Origin of the sequence: Flavobacterium psychrolimnae, assembly GCF_003312425.1 — a bacterium.
Taxonomy (GTDB): domain Bacteria; phylum Bacteroidota; class Bacteroidia; order Flavobacteriales; family Flavobacteriaceae; genus Flavobacterium; species Flavobacterium psychrolimnae.
In genome coordinates this window covers 143647-157562 of sequence record NZ_QNUX01000009.1, presented here as the reverse complement: position 1 = coordinate 157562, position 13916 = coordinate 143647, and the positions used below count along the sequence as shown (strand labels likewise).

At 34.9% G+C, this 13916-nt stretch carries 14 protein-coding genes; 7 read left to right on the top strand and 7 right to left on the bottom strand.

All coding sequences use genetic code 11. The features are described 5' to 3' along the window. Window positions 1–13 precede the first annotated feature (13 nt). Window positions 14–493 carry a regulatory protein RecX gene (locus DR980_RS10960; RefSeq protein ID WP_113636050.1) on the top strand — a complete coding sequence of 160 codons (480 nt, stop codon included), beginning with the start codon at window positions 14–16 and terminating at the stop codon, window positions 491–493. 15 nt (window positions 494–508) lie between these two features. On the opposite strand, the gene DR980_RS10955 is transcribed toward DR980_RS10960, so the two are convergent. The 5 genes from DR980_RS10955 to DR980_RS10935 all read right to left on the bottom strand — a co-directional run bounded on the left by DR980_RS10955 (window position 509) and on the right by DR980_RS10935 (window position 5561). Continuing rightward, a complete protein-coding gene (locus DR980_RS10955) occupies window positions 509–1663 on the bottom strand; it encodes a beta-ketoacyl synthase N-terminal-like domain-containing protein (RefSeq protein ID WP_113636081.1) in 1155 nt (384 codons plus the stop codon). Window positions 1664–1938: 275 nt separating this feature from the next. Beyond that, window positions 1939–3210, bottom strand: a complete 1272-nt coding sequence (bioA, locus tag DR980_RS10950) for an adenosylmethionine--8-amino-7-oxononanoate transaminase (protein ID WP_113636048.1) — start codon at window positions 3208–3210, stop codon at window positions 1939–1941. An 85-nt stretch (window positions 3211–3295) separates the two neighbouring features. Beyond that, window positions 3296–3913 carry a dethiobiotin synthase gene (bioD, locus tag DR980_RS10945; protein WP_113636045.1) on the bottom strand — a complete coding sequence of 206 codons (618 nt, stop codon included), beginning with the start codon at window positions 3911–3913 and terminating at the stop codon, window positions 3296–3298. A gap of 56 nt (window positions 3914–3969) precedes the next feature. After that, window positions 3970–4362, bottom strand: a complete 393-nt coding sequence (locus tag DR980_RS10940; protein ID WP_113636043.1) for a GxxExxY protein — start codon at window positions 4360–4362, stop codon at window positions 3970–3972. Between the two features lie 47 nt (window positions 4363–4409). Next, window positions 4410–5561: an aminotransferase class I/II-fold pyridoxal phosphate-dependent enzyme gene (locus DR980_RS10935; RefSeq protein WP_113636040.1), complete on the bottom strand. Its 1152-nt coding sequence runs from the start codon at window positions 5559–5561 to the stop codon at window positions 4410–4412. A 296-nt stretch (window positions 5562–5857) separates the two neighbouring features. Here DR980_RS10935 and DR980_RS10930 point away from each other — a divergent pair, with 296 nt between their 5' ends. The 6 genes from DR980_RS10930 (at window position 5858) to DR980_RS10905 (ending at window position 11772) form a co-directional block, all read left to right on the top strand. After that, entirely contained in the window at window positions 5858–6397 is a 540-nt protein-coding gene (locus DR980_RS10930) for a hypothetical protein (RefSeq protein ID WP_146779237.1), read from the top strand. Between the two features lie 480 nt (window positions 6398–6877). Continuing rightward, window positions 6878–8005 carry a hypothetical protein gene (locus tag DR980_RS10925; protein WP_244199294.1) on the top strand — a complete coding sequence of 376 codons (1128 nt, stop codon included), beginning with the start codon at window positions 6878–6880 and terminating at the stop codon, window positions 8003–8005. Between the two features lie 82 nt (window positions 8006–8087). Next, a complete protein-coding gene (locus DR980_RS10920; RefSeq protein WP_113636077.1) occupies window positions 8088–9011 on the top strand; it encodes a hypothetical protein in 924 nt (307 codons plus the stop codon). After that, window positions 9001–10557 (top strand): phosphatase PAP2 family protein, encoded by a 1557-nt coding sequence (locus tag DR980_RS10915; RefSeq protein WP_113636035.1) that lies wholly within the window; start codon window positions 9001–9003, stop codon window positions 10555–10557. Before DR980_RS10920 ends, DR980_RS10915 begins: the two co-directional genes overlap by 11 nt. A gap of 166 nt (window positions 10558–10723) precedes the next feature. Next, a complete protein-coding gene (locus DR980_RS10910; protein WP_113636033.1) occupies window positions 10724–11152 on the top strand; it encodes a DoxX family membrane protein in 429 nt (142 codons plus the stop codon). Window positions 11153–11229: 77 nt separating this feature from the next. Beyond that, window positions 11230–11772, top strand: coding sequence for a GNAT family N-acetyltransferase (locus tag DR980_RS10905; RefSeq protein ID WP_113636031.1), 543 nt, complete (start codon window positions 11230–11232; stop codon window positions 11770–11772). 48 nt (window positions 11773–11820) lie between these two features. Here DR980_RS10905 and DR980_RS10900 read toward each other — a convergent pair whose 3' ends face one another. After that, on the bottom strand, window positions 11821–12102 hold the full coding sequence (locus DR980_RS10900; protein WP_113636029.1) for a FoF1 ATP synthase subunit delta/epsilon: 282 nt from the start codon (window positions 12100–12102) through the stop codon (window positions 11821–11823). An 80-nt stretch (window positions 12103–12182) separates the two neighbouring features. Then, the gene (atpD, locus tag DR980_RS10895) at window positions 12183–13694 is read right to left on the bottom strand and encodes a F0F1 ATP synthase subunit beta (protein WP_113636027.1); all 1512 of its coding nucleotides are present in this window, start codon (window positions 13692–13694) and stop codon (window positions 12183–12185) included. Between the last annotated feature and the right edge of the window lie 222 nt (window positions 13695–13916).

Sequence of the window (13916 nt, the reverse complement as noted above, 5' to 3'; positions counted from 1 at the left end):
AAAACCCAAAAAAATGAACCCAGTTTACTCCATAAAAGAAGCCATACATAAAATAGAGCATTACTGCGCCTATCAAGAACGTTGTCATGACGAAGTCGTGCAAAAATTACGAAGTATGAAAATGGATTCTGATGAAATCGACACTATTTTAGTACATCTGATCAAGGAGAATTTTCTAAATGAAAGTCGTTTTGCCTGCAGTTTCGCTAGAGGAAAGCACCGAATTAAATTTTGGGGAAAAATTAGAATTGTGAATGAATTGAAATTTCGAAAAATTACACAATACAATATAAATCTGGCACTCAAAGAAATCACTGCTGAGGAGTATTTATCGACTTTTCATAATGTCGCAGAAAGACAATGGGAAGCCATAAGAGAAACCAACAATCTGAAAAAACGAAAAAAATGTTGTGATTATCTATTGCGAAAAGGATTCGAAAGTAATATAATTTATGAAAAAGTAAAAGAGTTGGAAAATTTAAAAGAAGAATAAAATAAGCATAAAAAATCATAAACTCAAAAGCAAGCTCACCGCGTTTCCACCAAAACCTACTGCATTAATCAGTACTTTCTTTATAGGTTTTGTTTGTTTTTGTGCTTCCGCAAAAGGAACTCCGATAAATCTATTATGTTGCATCATCAGTATAGCGAGTTCCATACTCAATATTCCCGATGCGCCAAAAGTGTGTCCAATTTTCCATTTATTGGTCGTCAATAAAGGAAGGCTTTCGCCAAAGATTTTCCCTATCGCTTTATATTCCGTCAAATCGCCTTTTATGGTTCCCGGAGCATGCATCACAATAACATCTACTTCGGATAAATCAGTATTTTGCAATGCCATTTTCATTGATTTTTGGAAACAAGTCGCTTCAGCCGAAATAGAAATATTATGTTCCAGAATCTCCGTAGCGTAACCAATTCCTTCGATATACGCCAATGCGTTTTCTTTTTTGCCAATTTCCAGACAACACACGCCGGCACCTTCGCCAAGAATCATGGTATTTTGTCTTTTATCTAAATCAAGTGCGCGATTCGGATATTCTTCTGTACTGTTCGAATAAATTTTCAAAGCCCGCATTTGGGCAATCGTAAAATCAGTTAAAGGCGCTTCACTACCACCAACTAAAAATTTATCAGCCATTCCGCCTCGAAGCCACGCCACGCCATTTAATACCGCGTGCAAAGCAGTAGAACAAGTTATAGAATGTGAGATTTCGGGTCCGGAACTTTGTAAATCATGGGCAACCCAAGAGGAAATATTACCCAAAGTCGTCGTTGGAGAAGCTAGAGTTTGTGCTTTTCCAGTTTTTAAATACTCCTGATAATGTTTTTCGAATAAATCTGTCGCACCACGAGACGAACCAATGTTAATCCCAAAAATATCGTTTTGTGTCCAACCCGCATTTTGCATTGCTTGACGCGAAGCAGCCATCGCATACAAAACTGACTTATCTAAAGACTTATATTTGTTATCTGATTCTTGTAAAGCATCCACAACTTCTTTTGAATCATTGTCCAACTTAGCAACGAAAGTTTTCTTATCGTCTAAAATATGTTCGTTAAAACAATGGTCTTCATGGAGATAGTTTTCCCAAATTGTTTTTGAGTCAGTACCCAATGGAGAAATGGAAGCTATGGCAGTTATGGAAATTGTTGTTGACAAGATAGTACTATTATTTTGCGGCAAAGGTCGCAAAGTTTTTCGTAAAATTGGCACACAATAGCACCTATGCTACTGACAAAAAAAGATTTTTATTTTTTCAATCTGTGAAAATCCGCTTAATCCGTTCAATCTGTGGCTAAAAAAAATAGAAATCAATTGTAGCTGTTTCTCAGCCAGATTAATGGTAAAAAAATAGCACACGGATAACACGGATTTTAACTGATAAAAACTGATTTTTTAATCTTGGAGAATCCTTGTGATTTGTGGCTTAAAAATTAAACTATTTCCAACGCCTTTTCAACCACCTGATATACTTTTTGTAATTGCTCATCCGTAATAATGTAAGGAGGCAAAATGTATACAACATTACCAACCGGACGCAAAATCACTCCGTTTTCGATAAAAAAATTATATAGTTTATTGCGTAATGTTCCATAGTAACTGGCTGAACTTTCTGTTTTTATTTCTAAAGCAAAAATGACACCCAGCACTCGTGTTGTAACTACTTTTGGATGATTTTTTATATATTCTTGAAAATCCAAATGACTTTTATTTACTCGAACAATATTCGCTTGTATTTCATTGGTTTGCAACAATTCTAAACTTGCCAAAGCCGCAGCACAACCTGTTGGATTTGCTGTAAAGGTGTGTCCATGAAACAAAGCTTTATTGATATCGTCATCATAAAAAGCATCGAATAAATCCTGCGTAAAAGTCGTAATCGCCATAGGAATAGTTCCTCCAGTTAATGCTTTGGACAAGCACATCATATCTGGTTTTTCCACCAAATAATCCGTTGCAAAAGTTTTTCCGGTTTTCCCAAAGCCTGTCATTACTTCATCGGCAATGGTTAGCACATTATTCTCCTGACAAATTCGCATCAATTTATCTAACGATTCCGGTTCATACATCACCATTCCTGCGGCTCCTTGAACCAATGGCTCAAAAATAAAACCCGCACAATTGTTGTTTTCTATAACTGATTGTAACGCATCATAACTTTCCTGCTCCTGTCCTTTCACCGGAACTGGAATCCGAACCACATCAATAAACATTCCCTGAAAAGCTTCTATAAAAAACGAGATTCCACTTGCTGCCATAGCACCAAAAGTATCGCCATGAAAAGCATTTTCGAAAGCAATTATTGTAGTTCTCTTTTCTCCTTTATTGAAAAAATATTGTAACGCCACTTTTATCGCGACTTCAACCGCCGTAGAACCGTTATCAGAAAAGAATATTTTTTGTTGGTTTTTTGGTAAAATTTCCATCAACTTCTCGGCTACCAAAATAGCAGGTTCGTGTGTAAAACCCCCAAACAATACATGTTCTAATGTGGTAAGTTGTTTGTAAATTGCATCAGCAATAAATGTATTTGAATGCCCATAAGGATTCACCCACCAAGAAGCGATTGCATCAATATATTCCTTATTATTTTCGTCCCAAAGCAAAGCGCCTTTGCCCTTTTTGATGGCAATTGGCAACGCTGCCGTTTTGTGTTGGGTATACGGATGCCAAAGATATTGGCGGTCTCTATCAGTTAATTTCATTCTGCAAAGATAAAATAAGCAAGATACAAGAAGCGAGAAAAACGCAAAAAACAAGTGTTGATTCTTTCTTCTTGATTTTCAATTTTTAAAGACTCAATAGATTTTCTCTAAATCGGTCTGCGTATTCTTTGATTACATTTTTATCAAAATACGGCTCTTGTTCTATTCGTCCAATGCATTTTACTCCCGTTTTAGATAAAATAATCGATTCGGTTGCTTTATTTTCGTCACCAGAAAAAACTATTCCCACGACTGCGATTTTTCTGTTTTGCAAGGCTTCAATCGTCAATAACGTATGATTGATACTTCCCAAGTAGTGTCGGGAAACCACAATCACTTTATATTCATTTTGGATTAAATCAATCACGCAATCAGTATCATTTAATGGTACGAAAACACCTCCCGCTCCTTCAACAACCAAATGATTTTCTGTTTCGGGTTCAATAATTTTCTTTAAATCAATCACAATTCCGTCCAGTTGAGCAGCGAGATGTGGACTAGCTGGTGTATTCAAAGCATAGCTATTGGGATGAATCACCGTTTTTTCATTGGACAAAAATGATTTGATTTTATGACTGTCGGAGTTTTCTAAATCGCCTGCTTGTATGGGTTTCCAATAATCAGCTTCTAAAGCTTCTGTTATAATGGCTGACGCGATGGTTTTACCTACATCGGTCCCAATTCCTGTTATAAATAGTTTCATAAGTTTGGCACACGGATGACACAGATTTAACTGATTGTCACGGATTTTTTAAAAATTTATATTAGCTTTTTTCTATCGTTGGTATAAATAGACCTTTTAAATTCTGGAGTTGTTCCAAAGTTTAGTAACAATCCAATTTCTACATCAGTTGCCTTTAGATAATTTAAAAGTTGGGCTTTATGCTCATCTAACAAATACCCACAGGCTTTAAGTTCAAGAATAATAGAGTCTTCAATCAATAAGTCCGCAAAATAATCACCTACCAATTGACTTTTGTAATATACTTTAATTTGTTTTTGAGCTTCTACTTTGTACCCTCGGGATTTTAACTCTAAATACATGGCATTTTGATACACCTTTTCAAGAAACCCATAACCAAGTTCGTTGTAAACTTCAAAATAGATTTTCAAAATAGTGTCGCTCAAATTCTTATGCAACAAATCACACATCGTATATATTTTAAATTTAAAATCCGTGCTAATCGGTTAAATCCGTATTATCCGCGTTCCATAAAAACAAAAGTACTCAACAATCGTAAGACTTCAGAGATTTCCTCTTGTGAATTATAACTGTGCAAACAAAAACGCAGTCTTTCCTGTCCTTCGGGAACCGTTGGCGAAAGTATCGCTTTCACATCAAATCCTTTTTCCTGCAGTTGATTCGCAATAGTTTTTACTTTTTCATTTCCCGGAATAATGGCGGATTGTATCGCAGATTTGCTTCGAACAAAAAGCGGCTTTAATCCCAACAAATTCTTCTGCTGATTAAAAGAAATAATATTTTCTCTTAATTTCAAAATAGAATCCGAATCCCGTTTTAAATGCTGATAAGCAACCAAAATTGTAGCAACAGAATGTGGTGAAAGCCCTGTAGTATAAATAAAACTTCGAGCAAAATTTATTAAATATTCCCTCAATTCAACTGAACCTAAAATCGAGGCTCCATGACATCCCAAACCTTTCCCGAAAGTCATAATTCTGGCAAAAACGTGATCTTGCAACCCCAGCATTTGAACAAATCCTTCGCCTGTTGAACCAAAAACTCCCAAAGCATGCGCTTCATCAACAACAAGATAACACTGGTGTTTATTTGAAACCGAAACCAATTCTTCTAGATTTGGACAATCACCATCCATAGAAAAAACAGATTCAGTGACAATATAAATAATGGTATTTGGATTTCTTAAAATTAATTTTTCTAGGTCTTCAAAATCATTGTGATTAAATTTATAGGCTTTCGCATTCGACAGTTGAATTCCGTCCCGAATAGAAGCATGACACAATTCATCGTATAAAATTAAATCTCCTTTTTGTGGAACCGAGCCAAAGAATCCAAGATTAGCATCATACCCGGAATTGAAAATTAAAGCCGATTCCGATTTGTGAAACTTTGCAATAAAATCTTCAGTTTCTTGATACATTTTGTGGTTTCCAGATAATAATCGGGAACCCGTTGCTCCGTTTTGAATAATTCCATTGGCAATTAAACGCTGATGCGTTTCCTTAAAAATAATTTCTGATTGTGAGAAACCCAAGTAATCATTGGAAGAAAAATCAATCTTATTACTTGACAAAGATAATTTTCGCAACGCATTATTTTGCTTTCGAATTTCAAGTTTAGCGGATAAATTTTCTGGAAAATGTTTCATAGTCCACAAAAATAAGCATCTTTTTTGGTTTAAGAATTTTGGGAACTATTTGTTAGTTTTTTTATCAAATTTTAAAAAATGAATAAAACTCATTTCTTCAAAACGATATTCAACTTGCTCACCAAAAAAACAATTCTATTACAAATTAATATTTGAATTAAAGCAATTAAAAAAATACTTGTAATTTTTTCCGAAAACGGTTTCGATATATATATTTCATAAAATTATGTTAAAAAAAACTTAAAATTAATATCGAAGATGTTAACCAATGAAATAGTTTTCTACTTTCGGGCAATATGAAACGAATTGCATCACTTTTTCTAATAGTAACGTTGTTCTACAACGTGATGGGATACTATCTGATGTTTGCTTATCAAGAAGAGCAAGCATGGGTAGCTTCTATGGAAAAAAGACACGATTCAGAGTTTCAAGTAATCCAATTAAATGCAACTTTATACTCCTTTATCGAAGATACTGACTTTGAGTATGTAAATGAAGATGTGGTTATCAACAACAAGAGTTATCACATTTTCAAGAAAAGAATCCAAAACAATATACTTAGCTTATATTACCTGCGCAATTCTCATCAAGATGCGATAAGCCAGGATTTAAAAGACATTGTTGATAACCAATTATTCAACGGATCTTCATCTAAAGAGTCTCCGGTAAAAAAACTCATGAAGTCTTTTCTTCAAGATTATATTCCAAATAATACGGTTTGCATGGATTTTTCTCCGGAAACTGTCCTACATTCAACTGAATCTATCATTACACCAAACCAAGCGATAGATTCCGGATACATTTCTTTATCGTATTCACCACCCGATTTCGTTTAAATCTTCTTTTTAGTGAAATCATTCGCTTTTATCTGGCATTTGTAAAGTCAAGATAATTCACGATTATTTTTTAGCTAAATCTGTACATTTATTACACTCTTTTAGTAGAAATTATGCCCGTTAAAAATGCAAAATAGACTTTTGTATTTTCTGAATTCATTTATTTTTCATGTTTTCAAAGGCTTATTTTATTTCTATTTTGGTTTGTTTTATACAATTAGCTTTCAGTATCGTAATTTAAATGGATTGGAAAATTCAAATTTGGATTTATGAACAGCATTCTTTATTTTAAAGAAAGGCTTTCACCCATCAACTTTGCCTTGTAAAATCACACGTAAATCTTTGGCGAAAGCCAACAGAAAATCTTGTTTTAAAGCGACACTATCTATCAATCAATTTAAATTTTTAACAATTACTTCAATCTGGAAGAAGTTGTTATAGGCCTATTTTAAATCATTAACCATTCAAAAAACCAAAAAATTGAAAAATTTACCCACTTTACAATCCGTTTGTAGTTTTATCCTGTTCGTAACAATTGCATTTAACTCCCAAAAAATAGCTGCGCAAGGCTGTGTCGCTATCAAAGGTAACGCGACAAGTTGCATGTCGATTCATGCTGACAGTACCAACGTTTCTGGATGGCAATTTGCCAGCAGCGGACGCTATTTTAGATCATTCAGACACTTTTCAGGAACAGAGGAAAACAAAGACAGATTAGTGCAAAAAACAGAAGTTATCAATTACACTTCCGTTTTCAATCTTTCACTTACCCGAATATTAAATAACCGATGGTCCGTTATGGTCGATCTTCCTATTTCAAATAACGTTCGTTCTTCATTGTACGAACATGGATTGGTAAATGGCACTTACGTAAAAAGAGAACGTAATTCTACCAGCTCATTTGGTATTGGCGACATAAGATTCGCCGCTTACAGATGGATGTTAGACCCTGCAAAAAGCACCAATGGAAACATACAACTAGGATTAGGTATAAAATTACCAACTGGTGATTACAATTACAAAGATTATTTTTACAATGTAGGTCCAAACGGAACAAAAGAATTGCGCCCGGTAGATCAATCTATCCAGTTAGGAGACGGCGGAACGGGATTTACATTTGAAGTAAATACATTCTACAACTTCATAGAAAACTTTGGCGTTTACGGTAATTTCTATTATTTGATAAATCCACGTGAACAAAACGGAACTCGAACCTATCGTGAAACATTAGCATCACGACTTGCTAACGAAGCTATTATGAGTGTTCCGGATCAATATATGTTTAGAGCGGGTTTCAATTATTCAGTGAATCAAATTAAAGGATTGTCTCTAGCCGCAGGTGCCAGATTAGAAGGGATTCCTGTGAATGATCTTGTGGGTGGCAGTGGAGATTTCCGTCGTCCAGGTTATATCTGGTCGGTTGAACCTTCCATAAATTATGAATATAAAAAAGTTGTTCTGTTTGCATCGGTACCGTTTGCAGTGGTTCGTAACCGTACTCAAAGTGTAACCGACAAGGAAAATTCTGTAACAACAGGAACTCATGTTCAAGGAGATGCGGCATTTGCTGATTACACCATTAACATTGGTATATCAACTAGATTTTAACATTCCCTGCAGTAGCAATAATAGAAACAACACACTTTTAAAAAATAAAATACCAAAACCACTAACCAAAAAACCATTTTTAATGAAAAAATTTTATTTGAGTTGCCTGCTATTGGCACCTTTATTTATGAATGCTCAAACAGAGATTGATGGCATTATGATGAGCAAGAACAATTTTTGTTTTGGGGCTGTATACCAATATAGCAGCTGGGACGAATATTGGGAAGGAACTTTTAAAAGGGAAAACCTCAATCTTGGAACTGTTTCCACAAAATCAGTTGCACTAATGGGAAACTATGGTGTTTCTGATAAATTGAATATTATTTTCAGTCTTCCTTATGTAGAAACAAAAGCTTCTGCAGGAACAATGGAAGGTCAAAAAGGATTACAAGATCTATCGTTAACGATAAAATACATGCCTTTTGAAAAAACAATTGGAAAAGCCACCTACTCTTTATATGCTTTAGGAGGACTTTCGGCTCCAGTTTCTAATTATTCAGCTGATTATTTACCTTTGAGTCTTGGTCTAAAAAGCAAAACTGCATCTTTACGATTAATGGGTGATTATCAAAGAGGTCGTTTTTTCACCACGCTATCTGGAGCGTATATAAAAAGAGCCAACATAACCATTGACCGAAATTCCTATTATACAGACGAAATACATTATACCAATGAAGTTGACATGCCAGACGCTATTTCGGTAAACTACAGAATAGGCTATCGTTCCAATAGATTAATAGCCGAAGCAGTACTTGATAACTGGGTTACGCAAACTGGAGGATTTGACATTACAAAAAACAACATGCCCTTTCCAAGCAATACTATGAATGCATTAAAAGTAGGTGTGAATACTAAATATACGCTCAAAAAAATACCCGCATTATCTATTATTGGAGGATGCAATTTTGTTACAGAAGGCAGAAATATTGGACAATCTAATACCTTTTATGGCGGTTTATTTTATATCCTTAATTTAAAAAAAACAACTCAAGAAAATGAAAAATAAAATACAAAAAATAGCCTATAACAGTCTTTTGATTTTGTTTATTACGTTGAACTATTCTTGTAGTGATGAGTTAACAGAACGCAACGAACAATTTCCTCAATTAAATCCGGCTAATACAGACGAATTAGCAGGAACTTGGAAAACATTCCTATTGACTACGCCGGATGAATTCTCTTTGGATGCACCAATAGCAAGTACTGCAGCCGCATTTACAAGAGAAATCAATGAAATAAAAAGTTATCAAGCAAGCATAACGCCGGAACAGAAAAAAATAATAAAATACTGGAGTGCCGGAGGTGTTTTACGTTGGAATGAAATCATGCGAACTTTAGTTGCAAGACACAATCGTCCGCCATATCAAAATGAAGACGGAACCTACCCTGCACCATCTGGAGCAAATCCATTTGCGAATCCTGAATTTCCTTTTTCAAATCCTCCATATGCAGCAAGAGCTTATGCTTATGTAAGTGCGGCGCAATACGATGCGATGATTGCGACTTGGCATTATAAAAAACTATATAATAGAGCTGCACCTTTTACGGTTGATGCTACTTTACCGGTTTTAATCCCAAAAAGCATCTTACCTTCCTATCCATCTGAAGATGCTGTTTTAGCAGGAGTTACGGTTGAATTATTAAAATTATTGTTTCCAACAGAAATTGCTTACATACAAGAAAAGGCAGAGGAACAAAAATTATATCGTATTATTAGTGGCGCTAATGTTAGGAGTGATATTGATGCGGGAATTATTTTAGGAAGAAAAATTGCAGGTAAATTTATCGCCAGAGCGGCTTCTGATGGAACTGGAGCAGCTATTGGCAATCAAGTGCTTTGGACACAACTGGAAACTCAAACTACTGCCACAGGAGAAACTCCTTGGAAATCATTAGATATACCTGTAAGACCTCCAATGTTACCATTGTTTGGAAAAGTAAAATCATTCTTAATGACACCAGAAATGGTTGTTGCAAGCCGTCCGGTTCCACCGCCTTCTACAAAATCAGAACAATTTGCAAAGGAATTGGCTGAAGTAAAAAACTATGGCAAAAATGCCACAAAAAAGAACATGCAAATTGTTACTTTTTGGGCTGACGGCGTAGGAACATACACACCTCCTGGACACTGGAATGCAATTGCCTCAGAGTCGTTTGTAGAACTAAATTATAGTGAAGTACGTTGGGCAAGAAATCTTGCATTATTAAACATCGCAATGATGGATGCAGCAATCAGCTGTTGGGATGCAAAATATACCTACTTTAACCCAAGACCATCTCAAGTTGATTCATCAATAAAAACATTGACAGGAACACCTAATTTCCCTTCCTACGTGTCAGGACACTCCACGTTTAGCGGTGCTGCATGTGTAGTTTTATCACATATAATTCCGGCAAAAAAACAAAGTTTTATCTCTATGGCAAAAGAAGCTTCGGATTCTAGAATGTTTGGTTGCATTCATTACAGAAGCGATTGTGAGAAAGGACTTGAACTAGGAGAAAAAGTAGGGGGTTTTGCTGTAGCAAGAGCCATTACTGATGGCGCAGAATAATTTGAAACAATTAAGTTGATAATTTGTTTAAAGGTTTGTTTAAAAATTCTTTATCAGCTCAAGCCTAACAGATGTTGGAAACCTGTTAGGCTTTTTTATAAAAGACTGAAACTACTATACTATTAAAACACTATTTGAAGACTTCTATTTTAGATTTAGTCACAAAATGGAGAAACACAGCATCAATATCATGCGCATTGCTCTGTCTATTGTATATATTTGGTTTGGTGGATTAAAAATTTTCGGGATGAGCCCGGCCGACGAATTAGTAGAACAAACCGTTCATTGGTTTCAACCGCAAATATTCATTCCAATCCTTGGTGTTTGCGAAGTTCTTATAGGTATTGGTTTGCTTATAAAAAGATGTATTCCTTACACTATTCCGTTATTATTATTACATATGGCAGCTACATTTTTTCCTGTTTTCATTCTAAAAACCATCTGTTTTGATGCTTTTCCATACTGCCCTACTTTAGCGGGACAATACATTATCAAAAATCTGATTCTTATTTCTGGAGCTCTTATTGTTGCAGGAAAATACAATAAAAAGTATTATGTTGATATGAATTTGGAACGAATCAAAAATAGCAAATGAATACTATTCGTTAACCTCTAGAATTTTATAATTTTATGAAAGTAATAAATTAATTAAATTTGAATCATTGAAGGCTAATGAAAACTATAAGTTATAAAAGAGCATCAAATCAAAAGGAACTGGAACAAATCAGAACACTTCAATTACAAAATAGTTCCCAAAATATTACTTCCGAAGAAAAACTTCAACAAGGATTTGTTACGGTACAACATTCCCTTGCATTGTTAGATCAAATGAATTCTGCTTGCCCACATATCATAGCTGTAAATGATAATACTGTCATAGGCTTCGCTTTAGTAATGCTTCCCGATTTTAGGCGCCAAATCGAGGTTCTTATTCCAATGTTTGAGAGAATAGATGAATTAATGCCTAAAGACAAAACCTATGTTGTAATGGGCCAAATTTGTATAAATAAGAACTATAGAAAACAAGGAATATTCAGAGAGCTTTATCATTTTTACAGAGAAGAATTGCAACATCAATTTGATTATTTAATCACTGAAGTTGCCACCATAAACATTCGCTCTATGCAAGCACACCACGCTATTGGATTTAAAATAATTGATACATATCATGAAGATGGAATCGAATGGAATATCATCCTTTGGGACTGGATATAAAAAAACCCCGCAAATTGCGAGGCTTTCATTTATATAATCTAAATTATCTTAGTCAACTAAAACAATAACTTTATTGTCTTTCATTTCAATTGTTCCTGAATTGATAGCAAGTGTATAATTTTGAGCATCCAACTTCGTGAATTTACTCGCCACTTCTTTTGCAAAAGTAAAGTTTGATGCTGTAATTTTCACTACTCCTTTTTCTAAAATAGAAACAATTGGCGCGTGGTTATTCAAAATTTGAAAGCTTCCATCAACTCCTGGCAATGTAACCGAAGTTACTTCTGCTGAAAACAATTTTGCTTCTGGTGAAACTATTTCTAATAACATAATTCTTTTTAGTTTAAAGTTTAAAGTTTAAAAGTTTAAAGTTACGAGTGAACCTTAAACTTTAAACTTGTAAACTTATTTTAAGCTTCCGCTAACATTTTTTCTCCAGCTTCGATAGCTTCTTCAATTGTACCTTTAAGGTTAAAAGCTGATTCTGGCAAGTGATCTAATTCACCGTCAATAATCATATTAAATCCTTTGATAGTATCTTTGATATCTACTAAAACTCCTTTTAATCCTGTAAATTGCTCAGCAACGTGGAAAGGTTGAGATAAGAATCGTTGTACACGACGCGCTCTTGAAACGGCTAATTTATCATCTTCTGATAATTCCTCCATACCAAGGATCGCAATGATATCTTGTAATTGCTTGTATTTTTGTAAAATTTCTTTTACTCTTTGTGCACAATCATAGTGCTCATCACCTAAAATTTGAGGTGTAAGAATTCTTGAAGTTGAATCCAATGGATCAACCGCAGGATAAATACCTAACTCAGCAATTTTACGAGACAATACTGTTGTAGCATCTAAGTGAGCAAAAGTTGTAGCCGGAGCTGGATCCGTTAAATCATCCGCAGGAACGTAAACCGCCTGTACAGATGTAATAGAACCTTTGTTTGTAGAGGTGATACGTTCTTGCATTGCACCCATTTCAGTTGCTAATGTTGGTTGGTATCCTACCGCAGATGGCATACGACCTAAAAGAGCCGAAACCTCAGAACCTGCTTGTGTAAAACGGAAGATATTATCCACGAAGAACAATACATCTTTCCCTTGATCAGTTCCTGCTCCATCACGGAAATATTCAGCGATAGATAATCCAGAAAGTGCTACACGAGCACGAGCTCCTGGAGGCTCATTCATTTGTCCGAAAACGAAAGTAGCTTTAGACTCTCTCATTCCTGGCAAATCTACTTTAGATAAATCCCATCCTCCATTTTCCATAGAGTGCATGAATTCGTCACCGTATTTTATAATTCCTGACTCTAACATCTCACGAAGTAAGTCATTCCCTTCACGTGTTCTTTCTCCTACTCCTGCGAATACAGAAAGTCCACCGTGACCTTTTGCAATATTGTTAATTAACTCCTGAATCAATACTGTTTTACCAACTCCAGCACCACCAAACAATCCAATTTTACCCCCTTTTGAGTAAGGCTCAATTAAATCGATTACTTTAATACCTGTGAATAAAACTTCAGAAGAAGTAGATAAATCTTCAAATTTTGGAGCTGCTCTGTGAATTGACATTCCGTTTTCACCAGTTTTTGGCAATTCAGGTAAACCATCAATGGCATCTCCAATTACGTTGAACAAACGACCGTAAACATCGGCACCAATTGGCATTTGGATAGGATTTCCTGTTCCAACTACTTCATAACCTCTACTCAAACCATCTGTTGAGTCCATCGAAATGGTACGTACTGTATTTTCACCAATGTGAGATTGTACTTCAAGCACTAATAAAGTACCATCTTTTTTTGTGATTTCTAATGAATCATAAATTTTTGGAAGTTCAACATCCTTACCGTTGAAAACAACGTCAACTACTGGGCCAATGATTTGGGCAACTTTTCCTATTACTTTTGACATTACTTATGTATTTATTAAATAGCTATTATAGGTTTATGAAATACTGCCAATCGAAACATATCGATTAGACACTTTTTTCAGTGTGCAAAGATAATTTTTAAAATATAAAATCAATATGTTTTTTTACAAAAAAAGATATTTTTTTAATAGATTGTCTAGAAATGACTTAGAAACTAACAAAAGACAAGATTATCCCTAAAAGAAACAACCGCCACGTAGCAA

What these genes read in the sequence shown, in the direction of transcription:
- DR980_RS10960 (WP_113636050.1), top strand. Translation starts at nt 14, where the DNA reads ATGAACCCAGTTTACTCCATAAAAGAAGCCATACATAAAATAGAGCAT.
- bioA (WP_113636048.1), bottom strand. Translation starts at nt 3,210, where the DNA reads ATGAAATTAACTGATAGAGACCGCCAATATCTTTGGCATCCGTATACC.
- bioD (WP_113636045.1), bottom strand. Translation starts at nt 3,913, where the DNA reads ATGAAACTATTTATAACAGGAATTGGGACCGATGTAGGTAAAACCATC.
- DR980_RS10940 (WP_113636043.1), bottom strand. Translation starts at nt 4,362, where the DNA reads ATGTGTGATTTGTTGCATAAGAATTTGAGCGACACTATTTTGAAAATC.
- DR980_RS10935 (WP_113636040.1), bottom strand. Translation starts at nt 5,561, where the DNA reads ATGAAACATTTTCCAGAAAATTTATCCGCTAAACTTGAAATTCGAAAG.
- DR980_RS10930 (WP_146779237.1), top strand. Translation starts at nt 5,858, where the DNA reads ATGAAACGAATTGCATCACTTTTTCTAATAGTAACGTTGTTCTACAAC.
- DR980_RS10920 (WP_113636077.1), top strand. Translation starts at nt 8,088, where the DNA reads ATGAAAAAATTTTATTTGAGTTGCCTGCTATTGGCACCTTTATTTATG.
- DR980_RS10915 (WP_113636035.1), top strand. Translation starts at nt 9,001, where the DNA reads ATGAAAAATAAAATACAAAAAATAGCCTATAACAGTCTTTTGATTTTG.
- DR980_RS10910 (WP_113636033.1), top strand. Translation starts at nt 10,724, where the DNA reads ATGGAGAAACACAGCATCAATATCATGCGCATTGCTCTGTCTATTGTA.
- DR980_RS10905 (WP_113636031.1), top strand. Translation starts at nt 11,230, where the DNA reads ATGAAAACTATAAGTTATAAAAGAGCATCAAATCAAAAGGAACTGGAA.
- DR980_RS10900 (WP_113636029.1), bottom strand. Translation starts at nt 12,102, where the DNA reads ATGTTATTAGAAATAGTTTCACCAGAAGCAAAATTGTTTTCAGCAGAA.
- atpD (WP_113636027.1), bottom strand. Translation starts at nt 13,694, where the DNA reads ATGTCAAAAGTAATAGGAAAAGTTGCCCAAATCATTGGCCCAGTAGTT.